Genomic DNA, 15,961 nt, shown 5'->3' with positions numbered 1-15,961 from the left:
CCCGCCCCGGCCCGCCCCGGCCCGGCCCCGTCGATCATGCACTTCTGGTGGGCAGTTCCGCCGTTAAGCACCTTTTGCGGGGCACCACTACTGCATGATCGACCGGCGAGGGGTGGGGCCACGGCGAGAGCGGGAGCGAGGGCGGGTCAGAGGTGGATGCCGAGGAGGGCGTCCAGGGTGGCGGCGAAGAGGGCGGGGGCGGCCGGGTCGTCGGCGGTGCCGGCTAGAGTCGCCTCGGCCCATTCGTCGGCCAGCACCAGGGCGCCCGGCGAGTCCAGGTCGTCGGCGAGGCGGGCGCGTACGCCGGCCAGGAACTCCTCGCCCGACGGGCCGGCGGGCGCGGCGGCGGCCCGCCGCCAGCGGGCCAGCCGCTCCAGCGACGTCGCGAGCAGCTCGTCGGTCCAGGCGCGGTCGGTGCGGTAGTGCCCCGAGAGCAGGGCCAGCCGGACCGCCATCGGGTCGACCTGGTCGGCGCGCAGCCGGGAGACGAAGACCAGGTTGCCCCGGGACTTCGACATCTTCTCGCCGTCGAGGCCGATCATGCCGGCGTGCACGTAGTGCTGCGCGAAGGGCGCGGCGCCGGTGAGCCGCTCGGCGTGCGCGGCGGAGCACTCGTGGTGAGGGAAGATCAGGTCGTTGCCGCCGCCCTGCACGTCGATCCGGTCGCCGAGCAGGTTGAGCGCGATGACCGTGCACTCGATGTGCCAGCCGGGACGGCCGGCGCCCAGCTCGCCGCCCGGCCAGGACGGCTCGCCCTCGCGGGCGCCCCGCCACAGCAGCGGGTCGAGCGGGTCGCGCTTGCCGGCCCGGTCGGGGTCGCCCCCGCGCTCGGGGAAGATCTCCAGCATCTGCTCCCGGGTCAGGTTGGACTCGTAGCCGAAGCGGGGGGTGGCGGCGATGTCGAAGTAGACGTCCCCGGTGCCGTCCTCCAGGCGGTACGCGGCCCCGTCCTTGAGCAGCAGGAGGACCTTGTCGGCGATGTCGGGGATCGACTCCACCGCGCCGACGTAGTGCGCCGGCGGGATGATCCGCAGCGCCTCCATGTCCTCGCGGAACAGCGCGGTCTCCCGCATCGCCAGGACCTTCCAGTCCTCGCCGTCCCGCTCGGCCCGCTCCAGCAGCGGGTCGTCGATGTCGGTGACGTTCTGCACGTAGTGCACGTCCCGGCCGGCGTCCCGCCACACCCGCTGCACCAGGTCGAACGCGATCATGGTGGCGGCGTGGCCCAGGTGCGTGGCGTCGTACGGGGTGATGCCGCAGACGTACATGGTCGCGGTGCCGGCCGGATCGCTCGGGTGGGCGCCCTGCCGCGCCGAGTCGAACAACGACAGCGGCTGGCCCCTGCCCGGCAGCCGCGGCACCTCATGTCCCGCCCAAGAGTCCATGACCGTCAGCCTAACCAGCCGGCGCGGCGCGGCAGGCCCGGCCCACAGTGATCAACATGACAGCGCCGCGGGACGGACCGGGCGCGCTCACATGGGGGGCCAGGGCACCGCCGGCCAGTCCTGCGAGGGCTGCGGGAACAGGCCGGTGCGCCGCAGCCGGTCGACCCGGGCCGCCAGCTCGGCGACCTCCCGGATGGTCAGGTGCTCGGCCAGCTCGGCGCCCAGTGCCCCGGAAAGCTGGCCGGCGAGGGCGTCGAGCATCTCCACGGCGTCCGCCGGCAGTTGCCGCCCGGCCCAGCCCCAGAGCACCGTGCGCAACTTCTCCTCGACGTGGAAGCTCACCCCGTGGTCGACGCCGTAGATCCGGTCGTCCGGACCGACCAGCACGTGCCCGCCCTTGCGGTCCGCGTTGTTGATCACGGCGTCGAGCACCGCGAGCCGGGCCAGCCGCGGATCGTCGGCGTGCGCCAGCGCGTACGGTGTGCCGTCGTCGTCGCGGGCCGCCGCGATCGGGAACCACCGGGGCGGCAGCGCGTCGGCCGGCACGAACCCGACCAGGGGCTCGGCCTCCTCCGGCTCGTCGATCCAGAGCTGACACGATCCCGGGCCGAACGGGCCGTCGCGCAGCACGGTCGGCGGCACCAGATCCCAGCCGGTGGCCCGGGAGACCACGTACGCCGAGACCTCCCGGCCGGCCAGCGTGCCGTCCGGGAAGTCCCACAGCGGGCGCTCGCCCCGCACCGGCTTGTAGACGCAGCGGGCCGTCACCCCGTCGAGGGTCAGGATGCCGCGCAGGGTGGTGTTGGAGGCGTCGACGAGCCGCCCCTCCAGGTCGAGGTGGCCGTCACGCAGCAAGCGGAGCGCGGCCTCGCCGTCCTGTCGGGGCTGGAGATCCGACGACGTCACCGGTGATAACCGTTGTGGCGCGGGCAGAGATGACCGGCGGGATCGAGAGGCTGGCCGCAGAGCGGGCACGGGGGACGACCGGCGTTGACCACCCGCCGGGCCCGCTCGATGAACTGTCGGGTCGCCTCGGGGGTCAGCCGCACCCGGAGCCGGTCGAGATCCTCGTCCGGTTCCTCGTCCTCGTCCTCGGCGTCCTCGTCGTCGTCGGGCTCGCCGAGCTCGACCTCGACCTCGACCTCGCCCACGGCGATGGCCTCGATCACCACGGTCGCGGTGTCGACGTCGAACGCCAGCCCGAGCGTGCCGACCCGGAACTCCTCGTCGACGGGCGTGTCCAGCGGGTCGTTGTCGCCGACGACGGCCACCGGCTCGGGCAGCTCCACCCCGAAGCGCCGCTGCGCCTCGGAGAGCAGCTCCTCGAGCTTCTCGGCCAGCAACGACACCTGGACCTTCTCCAGCGCGACGCTGACCAGCCGGCCACCGCCGCGCGCCTGGAGGAAGAACGTGCGCTCCCCCGGCGGCCCGACCGTCCCGGCGACGAACCGCTCCGGCGGCTCGAAGGCGTGCACCTGGTGGGTCATACCCACGACCCTATCCGGCGCGCCACAACGCCGCGCACCCCACCGACGCGAATCGCCGTACCCCCGCCGCGCCCGGCACACCGTGTGCCGCACCCGGGCGTGGCGGCCGGCGAGACCCCGGGCCCGCGCCGCAGCGCGGTCGCGGACGGGACTCTCGGCCCGCACCGGCGCGCGGACTCCTCGTCGGCCGGGGCGGGCGTCGCGGACGGGACGGCGGCCGCGCCCCGGCACCGCCCCGCCCCGCCGCGAGGCCGTGGGTCGGGGCGCCACCGGCCCGTCACCGACCCGCCCCCGCGCCGCCGCCGACCGGCGCGTCCGAGTCGGCCGCGCCGGCCGCCCGCGCCGTCCGTCGGCGCCGCTTACGCGGCGGCGGCACCAGCCCGGCCAGGTCGCCGCCGGTGTCGTTGAGCCGCATCAGGAACGGCCGCAGCGGCGTGTAGCGGATCGCCGTCACCGAGGCCGGGTCGGCCACGATCCGCTGGAACAGATCCAGGTGTACGCCGAGCGCGTCGGCGACGATCGCCTTGATCACGTCGCCGTGGCTGCACGCCAGCCAGACCGCCTCGGGGCCGTGCTCCGCCGTGATCCGGGCGTCCCACGTACGCACCGCGGTGACCGCCCGCGCCGCCATCGCCGCCATCGCCTCCCCCTCCGGGAAGACCGCCGCGCTCGGGTGCTGCTGGACCACCGGCCAGAGCGGGTCCTTGGCGAGCTTCTTCAGCGGCTGCCCCTCCCAGGCGCCGTAGCCGCACTCGATCAGCCCCTCCTCCACCACCGGGGCGACCCCGGGCAGCGCCAGTTCCAGGGTCTGCCGGCACCGGATCAGCGGGCTGGTCACCACCGCCGCGAGCGGCACCGCCCGCAGCCGCTCGCCGACCGCGCTCGCCTGGGCCCGGCCCGTGTCGTCCAGCTCGACGGGCTGCCGGCCGGCCAGCCCGCCGTCGGCGTTCGCGGTCGTCCGGCCGTGTCGCAGAAGCAGAAGGGTCGCCACGGGACCACCCTATGACCTGTGTCCGGCCACGGGTGCCTCCCCGGTGCGCGGTATGACCCGCGCTCCCCCATCTGCACTACGGCCCCGGGCCCGACTCACCTCGTCGGCGTCGGCGTCGGCGTCGGCGGATCTTGGAACGAGAGTGCCCCTCCAGGGGCCGATCCTCGCCAAGATCTCGTAACCGGGGTCGGCCCGACAGGCTTGGCTAACCGTTGACCATGCCCGGGGGCACCAACGGACACATTACCCCGACACGCCCCGCATGTCCGGTTCATCCCCTGGCACGTGGCTTCGCCGCCCCTGCACCCGACCGACCGACCTGTCCGGCACAATCCGGAGCGCCCACCACGACCCGCACCACGCCGTCCGAAACGAGTCGACAACGAGACGCATGTCCGGTTTTGAGGTGTGACCGGGGGCATCGTGGGGGCGGAATCGTGGCCGACCCCGGGTCGTTACACCATGCGTTCGACCGAGTAAGGGCACGCCTCGCCTCGCGGGCAGGTGGCCGGCCCGGGCCCCGGAATGATGGCGGCCGGCCGGTCGTTACACATGGTCCCGGCCCACGTGCAGGGCATCCCCCTCCGCCCCACGCGGCCGACGCTGATCTTTCCTCCGGCAGGACGCCGGAGGTTCCCCGTTGTTCATCGAGCGCCGGACGGTGCTTGCACCCGCACACAGAGCCGATCCCCCTTCGGTGTGTGGTGCCAACCCCCGAATGGAGCGTCCCCATGAACACGTTCATCCGTAACAGCGTTCTCGGCATTGCTGGTCTCGCGTTCGCCGGTGGTGTGGCCGCCGGCCCGATGACCGGCAGCACCCCGACGACTGTGGACACCACGCCCGTGGCGGCTGTGGCCGTGCAGGCTGACAAGCCGGCCGTGGACAAGGGCAAGCTGATCCCGCACGGCGTGCAGGGCGCCCAGTCGCGTATCGACCTGTCCGACGAGCAGGTCGCCAACGTCAAGGCCATCATCGCGGCGACGAAGAAGGCCGGCATGGACGAGCGTGCCGCGGTGGTGTCGATCGCTACCGCGTTGCAGGAGTCGAAGCTGGAGAACCTGGGTCACCTGGGTGACCGCAACGACCACGACTCGCAGGGCCTGTTCCAGCAGCGCCCGTCGTCGGGTTGGGGCACGGTGGAGCAGATCACCGATCCGGAGTACTCGACGACGGCGTTCCTGAAGGGTCTGAAGCAGGTCGACGGGTGGCAGGACATGCCGCTTACCAAGGCCGCGCAGACGGTGCAGGTCTCGGCCTACCCGGACCACTACGCCCAGTGGGAGCAGCAGGCCGCCGACCTCGTCGCCGAGCACTGGAACAGCTGACACAGACTTTCCACCACAAGGGGGATCGCTGGCCGGCACCCGAACACGGGGTGCCGGCCAGCGGCACATCCACCCCGGCACACCCACCACTGACAGACCCACCACCCCACGGCCGGCACCCCGACAGGGCGCCGGCATCTCCCCCACCAGATCTTGGACAGTTACCGCTCACACCCGACGGCAACCGTCCAAGATCTCGACCTGAGGACGCGGCTGACGGAATCCGGCGAGGGGGCATACGCTCCTCGGCCTTCGGGTCGCCGCGGTTGTGGTCCGGGTGCGAATCGCGGCGCCAGACGCCAGAGCGCCAGAGCGCCAAGGCGCCAGGCAGGCAGGCAGTGACGGTCGGCGGTGGTCGGACACGGGCCAGCCCCCGTCCGGTGGTGCGGGGACGGGGACGGGGGCCGGGCGCGGGCGGATCAGGTGGCGCTGATGGTGCCCGTCATCAGCAGGGCGAGCACCAGGGTGCCCACCGCGACCCGGTACAGCACGAAGACGTACAGGGTGTGGTGGGCGACGTAGCGCAGCAGCCAGGCGATGGCCGCGTACCCGACGCCGAAGGCGATGATCGTGGCGACGACCATCTGTACCACGCTCGGCACCGACGTGCCGGGCGCCGCCGGCTCGAAGACGTCGCCGACGCTGAAGATCCCGGACATCACCACCGCCGGGATGGCCAGCAGGAACGAGTAGCGCGCCGCCGCCTCCCGGGTGAGGTTGAGGAACAGCCCGGCGGTGAGCGTGCCGCCCGAGCGCGACACCCCCGGGATGAGCGCCATCGCCTGGGCGAAGCCCATCACCACGCCGTCGCGCATCTTGAAGTTCACCAGGGTGCGGGTCTGCCGCCCCCAGTACTCGGCGAACGCCAGCACGAACGCGAACACGATGAGCGTGGTCGCCACCAGCCACAGGTTCCGGCCGGCGGTGCGGATCTGGTCCTTGAAGAGGAAACCGAACAGCCCGATCGGGATCGAGCCGACGATGACGTACCAGCCCATCCGGTAGTCGAGGCTGGAACGCACCGACTTGTCCCTGATGCCGACCAGCCACGTCCGGGTGATGCGCCAGATGTCCTTGGCGAAGTAGATCAGCACCGCCGCCTCGGTGCCCAGCTGGGTGACCGCGGTGAACGACGCTCCGGCGTCCCGGTCGAAGAAGATCGCCGAGGTGATCCGCAGGTGACCGGACGAGCTGACCGGAAGGAACTCGGTCAGTCCCTGGACGATGCCCAGGACGATGGCCTCGACCCAGGTCACTCGCCGACTCCCGAGAGGTCCAGCGCCTCGGCGACGGTACGCAGGGTGTGCACGCCGCTGTCCCGGTCGGCCGCGAACAGGGTCACCGACAGGGTGGTGACGCCGGCGGCGGCGTACTCCCGCATCCGCTCGGCGATGCGCTCCTTCGGGCCCAGCAGCGAGGTGCGGTCGATGAACTCCAGCGGCACCGCGGCGGCGGCGTCGCGCTGCCGCTTGGCCAGGTAGAGATCCTGCACCTCGCGGGCGGCGTCGCCGTAGCCCATCCGGGTGGCGAGCTGGTTGTAGAAGTTCTGCTGGCGGCTGCCCATGCCGCCGACGTAGAGGGCCGCGTACCAGCGGACCAGCTCGGCGCAGGTGGCGATGTCGTCGCCGACCACCACGGGCACCGACGGGACCACGTCGAAGCCGGCGAGCTCCTTGCCGGCCTTCGCCCGGCCGGCGCGCACCGACGCGAGCTGCTCCTCGGCGAACTCGGGGGCGTAGAAGATCGCCAGCCAGCCGTCGGCGATCTCGCCGGCCAGCTCCAGGTTCTTCGGGCCCACGGCGGCGAGGTAGATCGGGATGTGCTCGCGCGGCGGGTGGAAGCCCAGCTTCAGCGCCTTGCCCGGGCCGTCGGGCAGCGGCAGCGTGTAGAACTCGCCGTCGTACGCGACGGACTTGCGGGCGACGGCCAGCTTCACGATGTCCACGAACTCGCGGGTCCGCGCCAGCGGCTTGGCGAACCGTACGCCGTGCCAGCCCTCGGAGACCTGCGGGCCGGACACGCCGAGGCCCAGCCGGAACCGGCCGCCGGACAGCGCGTCGATGGTCGCCGCGGTCATCGCGGTCATCGCCGGGGTACGGGCGGGGATCTGCATCACCGCGCTGCCCAGGTCGATCCGTTCCGTCTGCCCGGCCATCCAGGCGAGCATGCTCGGCGAGTCGGAGCCGTAGGCCTCCGCCGCCCACACCACCGAGTAGCCGAGCCGGTCCGCCTCCTGGGCGAAGGCCAGGTGATCGGCCGGTGTGCTCCACGCTGTCTGGTATCCGAGGCTGAGCCCGAGTCGCACTAGGTCCTCCCCCATCCGCACCACAGGTCGCATCAGGTTACGCAATGCCGCAAGTCGACCCGTTCACCGGTCGCCACCCGCGGGGGCGGTGCCCGGACGGTCGGAAACGCGACGCGCCCGGCACACTTGACGGGAGCGAGGATATCGGCGGGCCCTCGTTCGAAATAAGGTTCACCCATGCAACAGCGACCGCTCGGCCGAAGCGGGCTGGCGGTTTCGCGGCTCGCGCTCGGCACCATGACGTGGGGCCGGGACACCGACGCCGACGATGCGGCCGCCCAGCTGAAGAGTTTCCTCGACGCGGGCGGCAACCTGATCGACACCGCCGACGTCTACGGCGACGGCGACGCCGAGTCGGTGATCGGGTCGCTGCTGGGCTCCCTGGTGCCGCGCGAGGAGCTGCTGATCGCCACCAAGGCGGGCCTGCGACCGGGCAGCGGCCGGCGTCGGGACGGTTCCCGGGGGCACCTGTTGCGCACGCTGGACGCCTCGCTGCGCCGGCTGGGCACGGATCACGTCGACCTCTTCCAACTGCACGGCTACGACCCCGACACGCCGCTGGAGGAGACGCTCGCGGCGCTCGACCACGCGGTGGCCAGCGGCCGGGTCCGCTACGTCGGGGTGTCGAACTTCGCCGGCTGGCAGACCGCGCGGGCGGCGGCCTGGCAGACCGCCTGGCCGGGGCGCGCCCCGGTGGTGGCGGCGCAGGTGGAGTACTCGCTGCTGGAGCGGGGCGTGGAGCGGGAGGTGCTGCCCGCGTGCGAGGCCCTCGGGCTGGGGGTGCTGCCGTGGTCGCCGCTGGGCCGCGGGGTGCTCACCGGCAAGTACCGGCACGGCCGGCCCGCCGACTCGCGGGCGGCCTCGCCGCACTTCGAGCGCTTCGTCGCCACCTACCTGGAGCCCCGCTGCTCCAGCATCGTGGAGGCGGTCGCCATCGCCGCGGGCGGGCTGGGCGTCTCCCCGACGGAGGTGGCGCTGGCCTGGATCCGCGACCGGCCCGGGGTGGTGGCCCCGATCCTCGGCGCGCGGACGGTCGGGCAGCTGCTCGGCGCGCTCCAGGTCGAGCGGGTGACCCTGCCGGAGGAGATCGTCACCGCGCTGGACGACGTGTCGGCGGTGCCGGTGGGCTACCCCGAGCGCGACGGCTGACCCGCGTCGCGCGGCACGGGCGCGCGGTCAGTCCGTGGGGCGCTGGCCGGGCAGGTCGCGTACGGCGGCGAGGAAGCGGGACTGGTCGTCGCGGGTGGCCGGGTTGACGATCCGGATCCAGGACCCGTCGTCGAACACGATGGTGGACGGGAACTGCATGAGGCGGGCCCCGTGCTCGGACTCGATGCGGGCGATGCGCCGCCGCGGCACGCTCCACAGCACCTGGGGGCGCCGCCGGTCCTCGCGGTCGGGGTCGGGGCGGCGACCCATCCGCAGCAGGTGCAGGTGGGTGTCGGTGACCGCCAGCGGGGTGCCGGTGTAGCGCTCGAGGAAGAGCAGCAGGCTGCCGGCGAGGGTGGCCAGGTCGCCGCTGAAGACGTACCGCCGCCGGTAGGCGATCTCGGCGAGCTGGTCGGCCAGCGGGCGGTAGCGGCTGAGCCGGAACAGCGCCCGGAAGGCCTCCTGCTCGTCGGTGAGCGGAAGCGGCTCCCGGGGCGCGCCGCCCGGCGCCGGCTCCGGCTCGGCCGGCTCCGGGGTGCCCGCGGCGAGCACGGCGGCCTTGCCGGGCAGCAGCAGGACGCCCGCGGCGATGCGTACGGGCGTCAGCACCGCGTCCACCCAGGCGACCGGGTTGACGATGTTGAGCAGCCCGAACAGCGCGCGCGGGTCGAGCGCCTCGGCCAGCTCGGCGTTGACGCGGTCGGCGAGCTGGCTGCCGGCCCGGTGGTTCTCCGGGGTCCGGACCGGTGCCAGGCCGACGTAGCGGATCTCCTCGTCGGGCAGCAGGGGCGCCACCAGGGCGCGCTCGGGCTCGTCGGTGGTGCGGAACTCGTCGCGCAGCTCACGGGCCTTGTCCCGGGCGGCCCGCGCACCGCCCAGCACCGCGTCGGTCAGCCGGCCCAGCCGACTGCGCCCCTCGGACACGCCCCACCCCCTCGATCGACCGTCACCTGCCGGCCGGCTGCTGCGCCGGCGGCTGCCCGAAGACATTCTGGTCGATCCACTCGGCGCCGCCCTGCACCGCCGCGTCGACCTTGTCGCCGACCTGGTCCATGCCGGGCACCGACAGGCCGGAGACCATCGCGACGGTGCCCCAGGTGGCGCCGTGCACGACGGAGTTCGGGATGTTCCACGGCAGGTTGGTGGCCCAGTCCCGGCCGATCATCCGCGCCCCGTCGGCCATGCCGTGCGCCCGCAGCGCCCCGAGGCGCTCGAAGGTGCTCATGTCGAACGGCGAACCGGACTTGCCGAGCTTCCAGGTGCCCTTGGCCGGGTCCATGAACTTGTGGTGCCACTTGTCGGCGGCGCCGGCGGCGCGGCGCTTGTCGGCGTACTTCTGGCCGGCGCGCAGCGCCTTCTGCTTGTCGACCAGCTTGTCCAGGTGGTTGCGCAGCTTGCGCAGGTGGAGCAGGACCCGTTGCAGCAGCCGGATGACCTTCTGCAGGTGCGTCGCCAGCGGCCGGATGATCTTCAACATCCGGGTCAGCGCGATCATGCCCCGGGTGACCCCCAGCGCCACGCCGGCCGCCCAGGACGCCCCGGCGGTGAACGGGGCCATCAGCAGCGCGGTGACCAGCGTCACCAGCAGGAAGTTGACGAACTCGACGCAGATGTCGACCAGGACGTCGTGCACCGTCTGGAGCGCGTCGGCCACCCCGCGCAGGTACTCGGCCGTGGCGGCGAACTGCTCGGCGACGTCCAGCAGCTGCTGCTCGACCTCGGCCAACCGCCGCCCGTACGCCTGGCCGGACGGGGAGCGCCAGCCGGCCTGCTCAGCCTCGCGCACGCTGCGGTGGCCCATCGCCAGCTCCCGCACCTGCGTGGCCAGCGCGTCCCACTCCGTGGCCTTGGCGCGCAGCGCGGCCGGCTCGCCGTCGACGAGGTCGACGAGCTGGATCAGCGGCCAGGCGAGGGTGCGGCAGACGCTGTCGACCACCTTGTCCACGCCGGACAGGGCGTTGTCGATGCCGTTCCAGAGCTCGACGGCGGTGCCCGCCGGCCCACTCACCGGGGCATCCCGGCGCCGATGGCGCGGAAGGAGGAGTCGATGTCCTGCTCGTTGCGCTCGTAGGCCTCGGCCGTCCCGCCCAGTGCGCCGCCGACCCGCTCGAACGCGTCGTGGCCGGACCGGAACAGCTCCATCCCCCCGGTGACCTGCTCGGCGTACTTCTCGCGGAGCATGTCGCTGACGAACGGCAGGTGCCCGAAGGCCCCGTCCGGTATGTCCCCCGCAGACGTGATCCGGCTCTCCAGCGCGGTCAGCGAGGTGGCCACCCGCTTCGCCGCCGCCTCCAGCCGACGCACCGCCTGCACGTCGACGTCGATGTCAGGCACGCCGTTCCTCCCCCACTCGCCCGGCGGGACGACGATACGATCATGCCGCCGCCGGGCGCCACCCCGGAGGGCACCGCGCACGGGAGGTTCTCATGTCTGACCCGCTGTCCGCGTTCGACGCACTCGCCGGACGGCTCGCCGACATCGAACGCCGCTTCGCCGGGCTCACCGACGACCTGGACGAGCTGAGCGCCACCGCCACCGACGACAGCGGCCTGGTCACCGCGACCGTCGACGCCACCGGCGAGCTGGCCGATCTGAGCCTCGCCCCGACCGCGCTGCGGGTGGGCACCGAGGACCTCGCGGCCATGGTGCTGCAGGCGTACCGGCAGGCCCGCGCGGCGGCGACCGCGCAGCTCGAAGAGCGCACCGGGGGTCTCCACGCGACGCTCGGCGCGGGCCTGAACGGGATCTTCGGCACCCCCGGCGACTTCGCCTCGCTGGGCCGCCTGGAGGAGGCGATGGGACGGCTCGGCCGGCTCGACGGCCGCCTGCCGGGGCCGCCGGCATGACGTCGCCGGGCTGGCCAGACATCGTCGCCCGGCTCCACGACACGCTGTCGGGCTGCGACCGCGACACCGACCTGGAGCTCGCCGCCGGCCCCCGCCGGCTGCACCTGATGGTGCGCCGGGACACCGTGCGCGGGGTCTGCCCGCCCTACGACGAGCGACGCCTGGCCGAACTCGGCTGGCAGGCGCCGCGCGGGGCCGGCGGTTGGTGGTACGAGACGCCGCGCACCGCCGAGGGCCTGCGCTGGTGGAGCGGGTTCGCGGCGCAGACCGCCGCCACGGTGCTCACCACGGAACCCGCAGCGCTGTCCTGCCAGATCCTCCCGCCCACCGGTCCCCGGGTGCGCCCGGAGCCGACCGTGCCCCGCGTCCGGGCCGCGGAGCCCGTCACCGGGGCCGGACACCTCGCCGCCGGAGCCGAACACCCCGTCGCCGGAGCCGGGCAGCCCACTGCCGGAGCCGGACACGCCGCTGCCGAAGCCGAACGCCCCGGGGCCGGCACCGCGCGCGTGCCCGACCCGTCGCCTGCGGAACCGCCCACGGCTTCGCCCGCGGGCCCCGCTGCGGACGAGGCGCGGAGCGGGGCGGACCCGGGCGGGCCGTCCGTGCTCGACCTGCTGAGCGAGGCCGGCGCGCGGCGGGACCTGCCCGGCTACCTCGGCATCCTCGCCGCCGCGGCGGTCTGCGTACCGCTGGCGGCGGAGCCGGGGCCCGACCGCGAGGTGCCGTGGACGATCGTCACCGACCCGACCGGCGCGCCGCTGCTGCCCGTCTTCACCTCCCCCGACGCGCTGACCGCGTTCGCCGGGGAGGGCGTGCCGTTCGTCGCCGTGCCCTGCGCGGACCTGCTCGCGGACTGGCCCGACCCGGCGTGGGGGCTGGTGGTGGACGCGGGCACCCCGCGCGCCCTGGCCCTGGGGGCGGCGTCGCTGGCCACGCTGCTGGCGGCCAACCCGGCTGCCGGCTGACCGCCGGTCGGCGGCCCTACCGCGACCGGCCACGCCGCGCGAGCCGCACGGCGAACACGACCGCGCCGACGACGAGCACGACGCCCAGGAACTGGAGGCCGGGCGAGTCGTCGGCCTCCCCGAGCACGACGCCGGCGACGCCGAGCGCCGCGACGAGGAGTGCGAGCAGGTACGTCATGGCGTCTCCCTGGTGGCGGCCGGGGTCTCGGATTTGCCGGCGGGCGGTTCGTGGTCGATGGGCCGGGGCGTGGCGCGCGGGTTCACTCGTCGACCCACTCGAGCAGGTCACCGGGCTGGCAGTCGAGCACCCGGCACATGGCCTCCAGGGTGCTGAACCGGACGGCCTTGGCCCGGCCGTTCTTCAGGACCGCCACGTTCGCCGGCGTGAGTCCGACGCGCTCGGCGAACTCGCCGACGCTCATCTTGCGTTTGGCCAGTTCGACGTCGATGCGTACGACGATGGGCATCAGATCACCGCCTCCATGTCGGTGCGCAGCGTCGTGGCCTGCCGCAGCAGCGCGCGCATGACCACCATCAGCAGGCCCAGCACGGCGACGCCCACCAGCAGCAGGAACAGCAGGAGCGGCAGCCCGGGGTCCGTGGCGTTGAAGCCGACGTAGAGGAAGACGCCCAGCAGCACGACCCAGGCGGCGACGATCGCCCAGACGATCGCGTCCACCCACGCCAGCGAGGCGTCGGTGAAGATGCGGTCGCGCTTGACCAGGGTGAGCAGCTTCCAGGTGGACACGACCACCACCTGGACGCACAGCACCCAGAACACCGCCACGGCGGTCATCGGCCACCTGAGGTAGGCCTGCTCCGGGGACTCCTCGGCCATGTGGGCGAACTGCCCGGGCAGCGAGAAGGTCTGGAGCATGACCAGGATCCCGAACAGCACGACGAGGAAGACTCTGAGCGGGGCTACCGCTCGATGCTCGTTGAACATGCATCGACTATCGCTCTTAACCTATCGAAAGTCAATCGGTTCGGCGATGGCCGGAAGTCCGGACGGCCGCGCCTCGCAGCGGCGCGGGTCACCGGTGAGGGGGTGGCGAAGGCCTCCCGGGCTGGGCAGCATGGAGGTCATGGACTACGAGTACGCGCCGCTGCGGCTGCCGCCGAACGTCGACCGGTTGACCGCCGCGGCGCAGTTGGCGATCCAGGCGGAGTTCTCCGGGTGGGAGTTGGCGCGGGTACGGCTGTACCGCGACGGCACGCGGCAGGTGGTGCTGCGCCGCCGCCGGGTCAACCAGCCGCAGCCGGGACTGTCGTACTGACCACGACAGCAAGGCCCGGGGCCGACCGTCGGTCGGGCCCCGGGCCTGCGCCGCCTGACCGGCGGGCCGTCACCGCCTAGTGGGCGTGGTCGTGCTCCTCGTCGAGCTCCATGAAGGGGTGCTCGTCGAGCCGGCCGACCAGCCGGTCGTCGGCCGCCGGCTGGAACGGGCCCACCGGGTCGTCGTCGTCGAACGACTCCAGGTCGACCGGGGTGCCGACCTCGCTGACCATCACCACGCCGTCGAGCGGCTCCAGCTCCGGCACGTCCAGCGCGCCCAGCGAGCCGTCACCGCTCTGGAGCAGCTCCAGCACCGCCTCGCCGACCCCCTCGACGGGCTCCGGCTCGTCCTCGGCCGGGGTGCCCTCCCGCCGGGCGGCCTCGGCGACCCGGATCAGCGCCGACACGCTCGGCACCCGGTAGTCGCGCCGCTGCCGTACCGAGATCACCCGCGGGTGCGGGTCGGTGGGCTCCACGCCCTCCGCGGCCCCGAAGCGCTGGTCGGCCTCCTCCGGGTCGATCGACTCGACGTCCCACGGGGTGACCTCGCCGAAGGCGTCCAGGAGTTGCTCGTCGTACGCGAAGGACGCGTTGTTGAGCGCGACGTACGCCTGCCAGACGTCGTCGTCGTCGACGCGGCCCTGTGCGGCGCGGACGGCGGCCAGGTGGTGGCGGGCCGCATCGATCACGCGCTCGAGGGCGGCGTCCAGCTCACCGTGCTGGTCGGTCATGTGGGTCAGTCCCTTCACGATCAGTGGTTCCCGCCGGGACACCGGGGTTCCTGGCGGGGGCTAGCAGGTGCGGAGGAACCGGTCGAGAACCCGCACGCCGAACTGTAGTCCGTCCACCGGAACCCGCTCGTCGATGCCGTGGAACAGCGCGGAGAAGTTCAGGTCGGCCGGCAGCCGCAGCGGCGCGAAGCCGAAGCAGCGGATACCGAGCTGCGAGAACGCCTTCGCGTCGGTGCCGCCGGAGAGCATGTACGGCACCGGCCGCGCCCCCGGGTCCTCCGCGCGCAGCGCGGCGGACATCGCGTCGACCAGGTCGCCGTCGAACGTCGTCTCCAGCGCCGGCTGGCGCTGGAGGTACTCGATGACGATGTCCGGGCCGACCAGCTCGCGCAGCTGCCGCTCCAGCAGCTCCGACTGCCCCGGCAGGCTGCGGCAGTCGATGGTGGCGGTGGCCCGGCCGGGGATGACGTTGTCCTTGTACCCGGCGGCGAGCCGGGTCGGGTTGGCGGTGTTGCGGATCGTCGCGCCGATGATGTTGGCGATCGGCCCGAGCTTGGCGATGGCGGTCTCCGGGTCCTCCGGGTCCAGCTCGACGCCGAGCAGGTCGGAGACCTCCTCCAGGAACGCCCGGACGGTGTCGGTGACCACCACGGGGAAGCGGTGCCGGCCGACCCGGGCCACCGCCTCGGCGAGCGCCGTGACCGCGTTGTCGTCGTGGATCATCGAGCCGTGCCCGGGGCGGCCCTTGGCGTGCAGGCGCAGCCAGTCGATGCCCTTCTCGGCGGTCTCGATCAGATAGAGCCGCTGGCTGTCGTTGACCGAGTACGAGAAGCCGCCGACCTCGCCGATGGCCTCGGTGCAGTCGTCGAGCAGACCGCGGTGCCGCTCGACCAGGAAGTGCGCGCCGTAGTCGCTGCCCGCCTCCTCGTCGGCGGTGTACGCGAGCACGATGTCCCGGGGCGGGCGGACCCCGGTGCGCTGCCAGTGCCGCACCACCGCCAGCACCATCGCGTCGAAGTCCTTCATGTCGATGGCGCCCCGGCCCCACAGGTAGCCGTCGCGCAGCTCACCGGAGAACGGGTGCACCGACCACTCGTCGGCGTCGGCGGGGACGACGTCGAGATGGCCGTGCACCAGCAGCGCCCCGCGGCTCGGGTCGGTGCCGGGGATGCGGGCGACCAGGTTGGCCCGGCCAGGCGCCGACTCGTGGATGACGGACTCGACGCCCACCTCGGCCAGCTTCTCCGCCACGTACTCGGCGGCGAGGCGTTCCCCGGCGCTGGTGTCGTTGTCCCCGGTGTTGGTGGTGTCGATCCGCAGCAGGTCACGGCAGAGGTCGACGACCTCGTCGGTGGGGTCGGGTCGGGCGAAGTCGCTCGTCATCAGACTCCTTCTGTGAGTGTCCCGGGCCTTCGGGCCGGGGAGGGGGAACGGGACCTCCTGCAAGACAGGTCAGGGATGGCAGGGTCGCCGTCAAGGCCGACAGAAGTACCGCACG

19 protein-coding genes are annotated in these 15,961 nt (G+C 73.3%); 5 read left to right on the top strand and 14 right to left on the bottom strand.

The window, feature by feature from the left end:
- Nucleotides 1-146: 146 nt before the first annotated feature.
- The 4 genes from mshC to ACN27A_RS02235 all read right to left on the bottom strand — a co-directional run bounded on the left by mshC (nucleotide 147) and on the right by ACN27A_RS02235 (nucleotide 3,863).
- Nucleotides 147-1,385 carry a cysteine--1-D-myo-inosityl 2-amino-2-deoxy-alpha-D-glucopyranoside ligase gene (gene mshC / locus ACN27A_RS02250; protein WP_421449422.1) on the bottom strand — a complete coding sequence of 413 codons (1,239 nt, stop codon included), beginning with the start codon at nucleotides 1,383-1,385 and terminating at the stop codon, nucleotides 147-149.
- 87 nt (nucleotides 1,386-1,472) lie between these two features.
- A complete protein-coding gene (locus ACN27A_RS02245; protein ID WP_421449420.1) occupies nucleotides 1,473-2,291 on the bottom strand; it encodes an SCO1664 family protein in 819 nt (272 codons plus the stop codon).
- Nucleotides 2,288-2,872 (bottom strand): DUF3090 domain-containing protein, encoded by a 585-nt coding sequence (locus ACN27A_RS02240; RefSeq protein WP_421449417.1) that lies wholly within the window; start codon nucleotides 2,870-2,872, stop codon nucleotides 2,288-2,290. The genes ACN27A_RS02245 and ACN27A_RS02240 overlap by 4 nt, the downstream gene beginning before the upstream one ends.
- A 277-nt stretch (nucleotides 2,873-3,149) precedes the next feature.
- Nucleotides 3,150-3,863, bottom strand: a complete 714-nt coding sequence (locus tag ACN27A_RS02235) for a histidine phosphatase family protein (RefSeq protein WP_421449415.1) — start codon at nucleotides 3,861-3,863, stop codon at nucleotides 3,150-3,152.
- Between the two features lie 731 nt (nucleotides 3,864-4,594).
- Here ACN27A_RS02235 and ACN27A_RS02230 point away from each other — a divergent pair.
- Entirely contained in the window at nucleotides 4,595-5,191 is a 597-nt protein-coding gene (locus tag ACN27A_RS02230; RefSeq protein WP_421449412.1) for a hypothetical protein, read from the top strand.
- 419 nt (nucleotides 5,192-5,610) lie between these two features.
- Here ACN27A_RS02230 and ACN27A_RS02225 read toward each other — a convergent pair whose 3' ends face one another.
- Together ACN27A_RS02225 and ACN27A_RS02220 are read right to left on the bottom strand one after the other, a co-directional pair.
- Nucleotides 5,611-6,447, bottom strand: a complete 837-nt coding sequence (locus ACN27A_RS02225) for an undecaprenyl-diphosphate phosphatase (RefSeq protein WP_421449409.1) — start codon at nucleotides 6,445-6,447, stop codon at nucleotides 5,611-5,613.
- Complete coding sequence (locus ACN27A_RS02220) at nucleotides 6,444-7,496, bottom strand: LLM class F420-dependent oxidoreductase (protein ID WP_151454297.1); 1,053 nt, start codon at nucleotides 7,494-7,496, stop codon at nucleotides 6,444-6,446. Before ACN27A_RS02220 ends, ACN27A_RS02225 begins: the two co-directional genes overlap by 4 nt.
- Nucleotides 7,497-7,673: 177 nt before the next feature.
- Here ACN27A_RS02220 and ACN27A_RS02215 point away from each other — a divergent pair, with 177 nt between their 5' ends.
- Nucleotides 7,674-8,645, top strand: a complete 972-nt coding sequence (locus ACN27A_RS02215) for an aldo/keto reductase (protein WP_132237889.1) — start codon at nucleotides 7,674-7,676, stop codon at nucleotides 8,643-8,645.
- Between the two features lie 27 nt (nucleotides 8,646-8,672).
- Here the strand turns inward: ACN27A_RS02215 and ACN27A_RS02210 are convergent, their stop codons facing one another.
- From ACN27A_RS02210 to ACN27A_RS02200, 3 genes are read right to left on the bottom strand one after another with little or no spacing between them, the layout of a single operon-like run.
- Nucleotides 8,673-9,569 carry a hypothetical protein gene (locus ACN27A_RS02210; protein WP_421449406.1) on the bottom strand — a complete coding sequence of 299 codons (897 nt, stop codon included), beginning with the start codon at nucleotides 9,567-9,569 and terminating at the stop codon, nucleotides 8,673-8,675.
- 22 nt (nucleotides 9,570-9,591) lie between these two features.
- A complete protein-coding gene (locus ACN27A_RS02205; RefSeq protein WP_421449405.1) occupies nucleotides 9,592-10,653 on the bottom strand; it encodes a WXG100 family type VII secretion target in 1,062 nt (353 codons plus the stop codon).
- Nucleotides 10,650-10,979, bottom strand: coding sequence for a hypothetical protein (locus ACN27A_RS02200; RefSeq protein ID WP_132237895.1), 330 nt, complete (start codon nucleotides 10,977-10,979; stop codon nucleotides 10,650-10,652). The genes ACN27A_RS02205 and ACN27A_RS02200 overlap by 4 nt, the downstream gene beginning before the upstream one ends.
- Nucleotides 10,980-11,071: 92 nt before the next feature.
- Here ACN27A_RS02200 and ACN27A_RS02195 point away from each other — a divergent pair, with 92 nt between their 5' ends.
- Both ACN27A_RS02195 and ACN27A_RS02190 read left to right on the top strand, forming a co-directional pair.
- Nucleotides 11,072-11,491 carry a YbaB/EbfC family nucleoid-associated protein gene (locus ACN27A_RS02195; protein ID WP_421449402.1) on the top strand — a complete coding sequence of 140 codons (420 nt, stop codon included), beginning with the start codon at nucleotides 11,072-11,074 and terminating at the stop codon, nucleotides 11,489-11,491.
- A complete protein-coding gene (locus ACN27A_RS02190) occupies nucleotides 11,488-12,456 on the top strand; it encodes an SseB family protein (RefSeq protein WP_421449400.1) in 969 nt (322 codons plus the stop codon). The genes ACN27A_RS02195 and ACN27A_RS02190 overlap by 4 nt, the downstream gene beginning before the upstream one ends.
- A gap of 16 nt (nucleotides 12,457-12,472) precedes the next feature.
- On the opposite strand, the gene ACN27A_RS02185 is transcribed toward ACN27A_RS02190, so the two are convergent.
- The 3 genes from ACN27A_RS02185 to ACN27A_RS02175 form a co-directional block, all read right to left on the bottom strand.
- On the bottom strand, nucleotides 12,473-12,634 hold the full coding sequence (locus ACN27A_RS02185; protein ID WP_421449399.1) for a hypothetical protein: 162 nt from the start codon (nucleotides 12,632-12,634) through the stop codon (nucleotides 12,473-12,475).
- A gap of 82 nt (nucleotides 12,635-12,716) precedes the next feature.
- Nucleotides 12,717-12,923, bottom strand: a complete 207-nt coding sequence (locus tag ACN27A_RS02180) for a helix-turn-helix domain-containing protein (protein WP_026874506.1) — start codon at nucleotides 12,921-12,923, stop codon at nucleotides 12,717-12,719.
- Nucleotides 12,923-13,402 (bottom strand): DUF2975 domain-containing protein, encoded by a 480-nt coding sequence (locus ACN27A_RS02175; RefSeq protein ID WP_357577487.1) that lies wholly within the window; start codon nucleotides 13,400-13,402, stop codon nucleotides 12,923-12,925. The genes ACN27A_RS02180 and ACN27A_RS02175 overlap by 1 nt, the downstream gene beginning before the upstream one ends.
- A 139-nt stretch (nucleotides 13,403-13,541) precedes the next feature.
- Here ACN27A_RS02175 and ACN27A_RS02170 point away from each other — a divergent pair, with 139 nt between their 5' ends.
- On the top strand, nucleotides 13,542-13,733 hold the full coding sequence (locus tag ACN27A_RS02170) for a DUF5703 family protein (protein WP_013734349.1): 192 nt from the start codon (nucleotides 13,542-13,544) through the stop codon (nucleotides 13,731-13,733).
- 76 nt (nucleotides 13,734-13,809) lie between these two features.
- Here ACN27A_RS02170 and ACN27A_RS02165 read toward each other — a convergent pair whose 3' ends face one another.
- Nucleotides 13,810-14,463: a hypothetical protein gene (locus ACN27A_RS02165; protein WP_311414919.1), complete on the bottom strand. Its 654-nt coding sequence runs from the start codon at nucleotides 14,461-14,463 to the stop codon at nucleotides 13,810-13,812.
- A 60-nt stretch (nucleotides 14,464-14,523) separates the two neighbouring features.
- Nucleotides 14,524-15,846 (bottom strand): M20/M25/M40 family metallo-hydrolase, encoded by a 1,323-nt coding sequence (locus ACN27A_RS02160; RefSeq protein WP_421449395.1) that lies wholly within the window; start codon nucleotides 15,844-15,846, stop codon nucleotides 14,524-14,526.
- Between the last annotated feature and the right edge of the window lie 115 nt (nucleotides 15,847-15,961).

Origin of the sequence: Micromonospora sp. WMMD737 (assembly GCF_049179055.1) — a bacterium.
Classification (GTDB): domain Bacteria; phylum Actinomycetota; class Actinomycetes; order Mycobacteriales; family Micromonosporaceae; genus Micromonospora; species Micromonospora reichwaldensis.
Note: the sequence above shows the minus strand (reverse complement) of the source record. Positions and strands in the feature narration are given on the sequence as shown.

Coding starts and splice junctions, on each gene's coding strand:
- mshC (WP_421449422.1), bottom strand. CDS start 1,385: ATGGACTCTTGGGCGGGACATGAGGTGCCGCGGCTGCCGGGCAGGGGC.
- ACN27A_RS02240 (WP_421449417.1), bottom strand. CDS start 2,872: ATGACCCACCAGGTGCACGCCTTCGAGCCGCCGGAGCGGTTCGTCGCC.
- ACN27A_RS02230 (WP_421449412.1), top strand. CDS start 4,595: ATGAACACGTTCATCCGTAACAGCGTTCTCGGCATTGCTGGTCTCGCG.
- ACN27A_RS02215 (WP_132237889.1), top strand. CDS start 7,674: ATGCAACAGCGACCGCTCGGCCGAAGCGGGCTGGCGGTTTCGCGGCTC.
- ACN27A_RS02195 (WP_421449402.1), top strand. CDS start 11,072: ATGTCTGACCCGCTGTCCGCGTTCGACGCACTCGCCGGACGGCTCGCC.
- ACN27A_RS02190 (WP_421449400.1), top strand. CDS start 11,488: ATGACGTCGCCGGGCTGGCCAGACATCGTCGCCCGGCTCCACGACACG.
- ACN27A_RS02185 (WP_421449399.1), bottom strand. CDS start 12,634: ATGACGTACCTGCTCGCACTCCTCGTCGCGGCGCTCGGCGTCGCCGGC.
- ACN27A_RS02180 (WP_026874506.1), bottom strand. CDS start 12,923: ATGCCCATCGTCGTACGCATCGACGTCGAACTGGCCAAACGCAAGATG.
- ACN27A_RS02175 (WP_357577487.1), bottom strand. CDS start 13,402: ATGTTCAACGAGCATCGAGCGGTAGCCCCGCTCAGAGTCTTCCTCGTC.
- ACN27A_RS02170 (WP_013734349.1), top strand. CDS start 13,542: ATGGACTACGAGTACGCGCCGCTGCGGCTGCCGCCGAACGTCGACCGG.
- ACN27A_RS02165 (WP_311414919.1), bottom strand. CDS start 14,463: ATGACCGACCAGCACGGTGAGCTGGACGCCGCCCTCGAGCGCGTGATC.
- ACN27A_RS02160 (WP_421449395.1), bottom strand. CDS start 15,846: ATGACGAGCGACTTCGCCCGACCCGACCCCACCGACGAGGTCGTCGAC.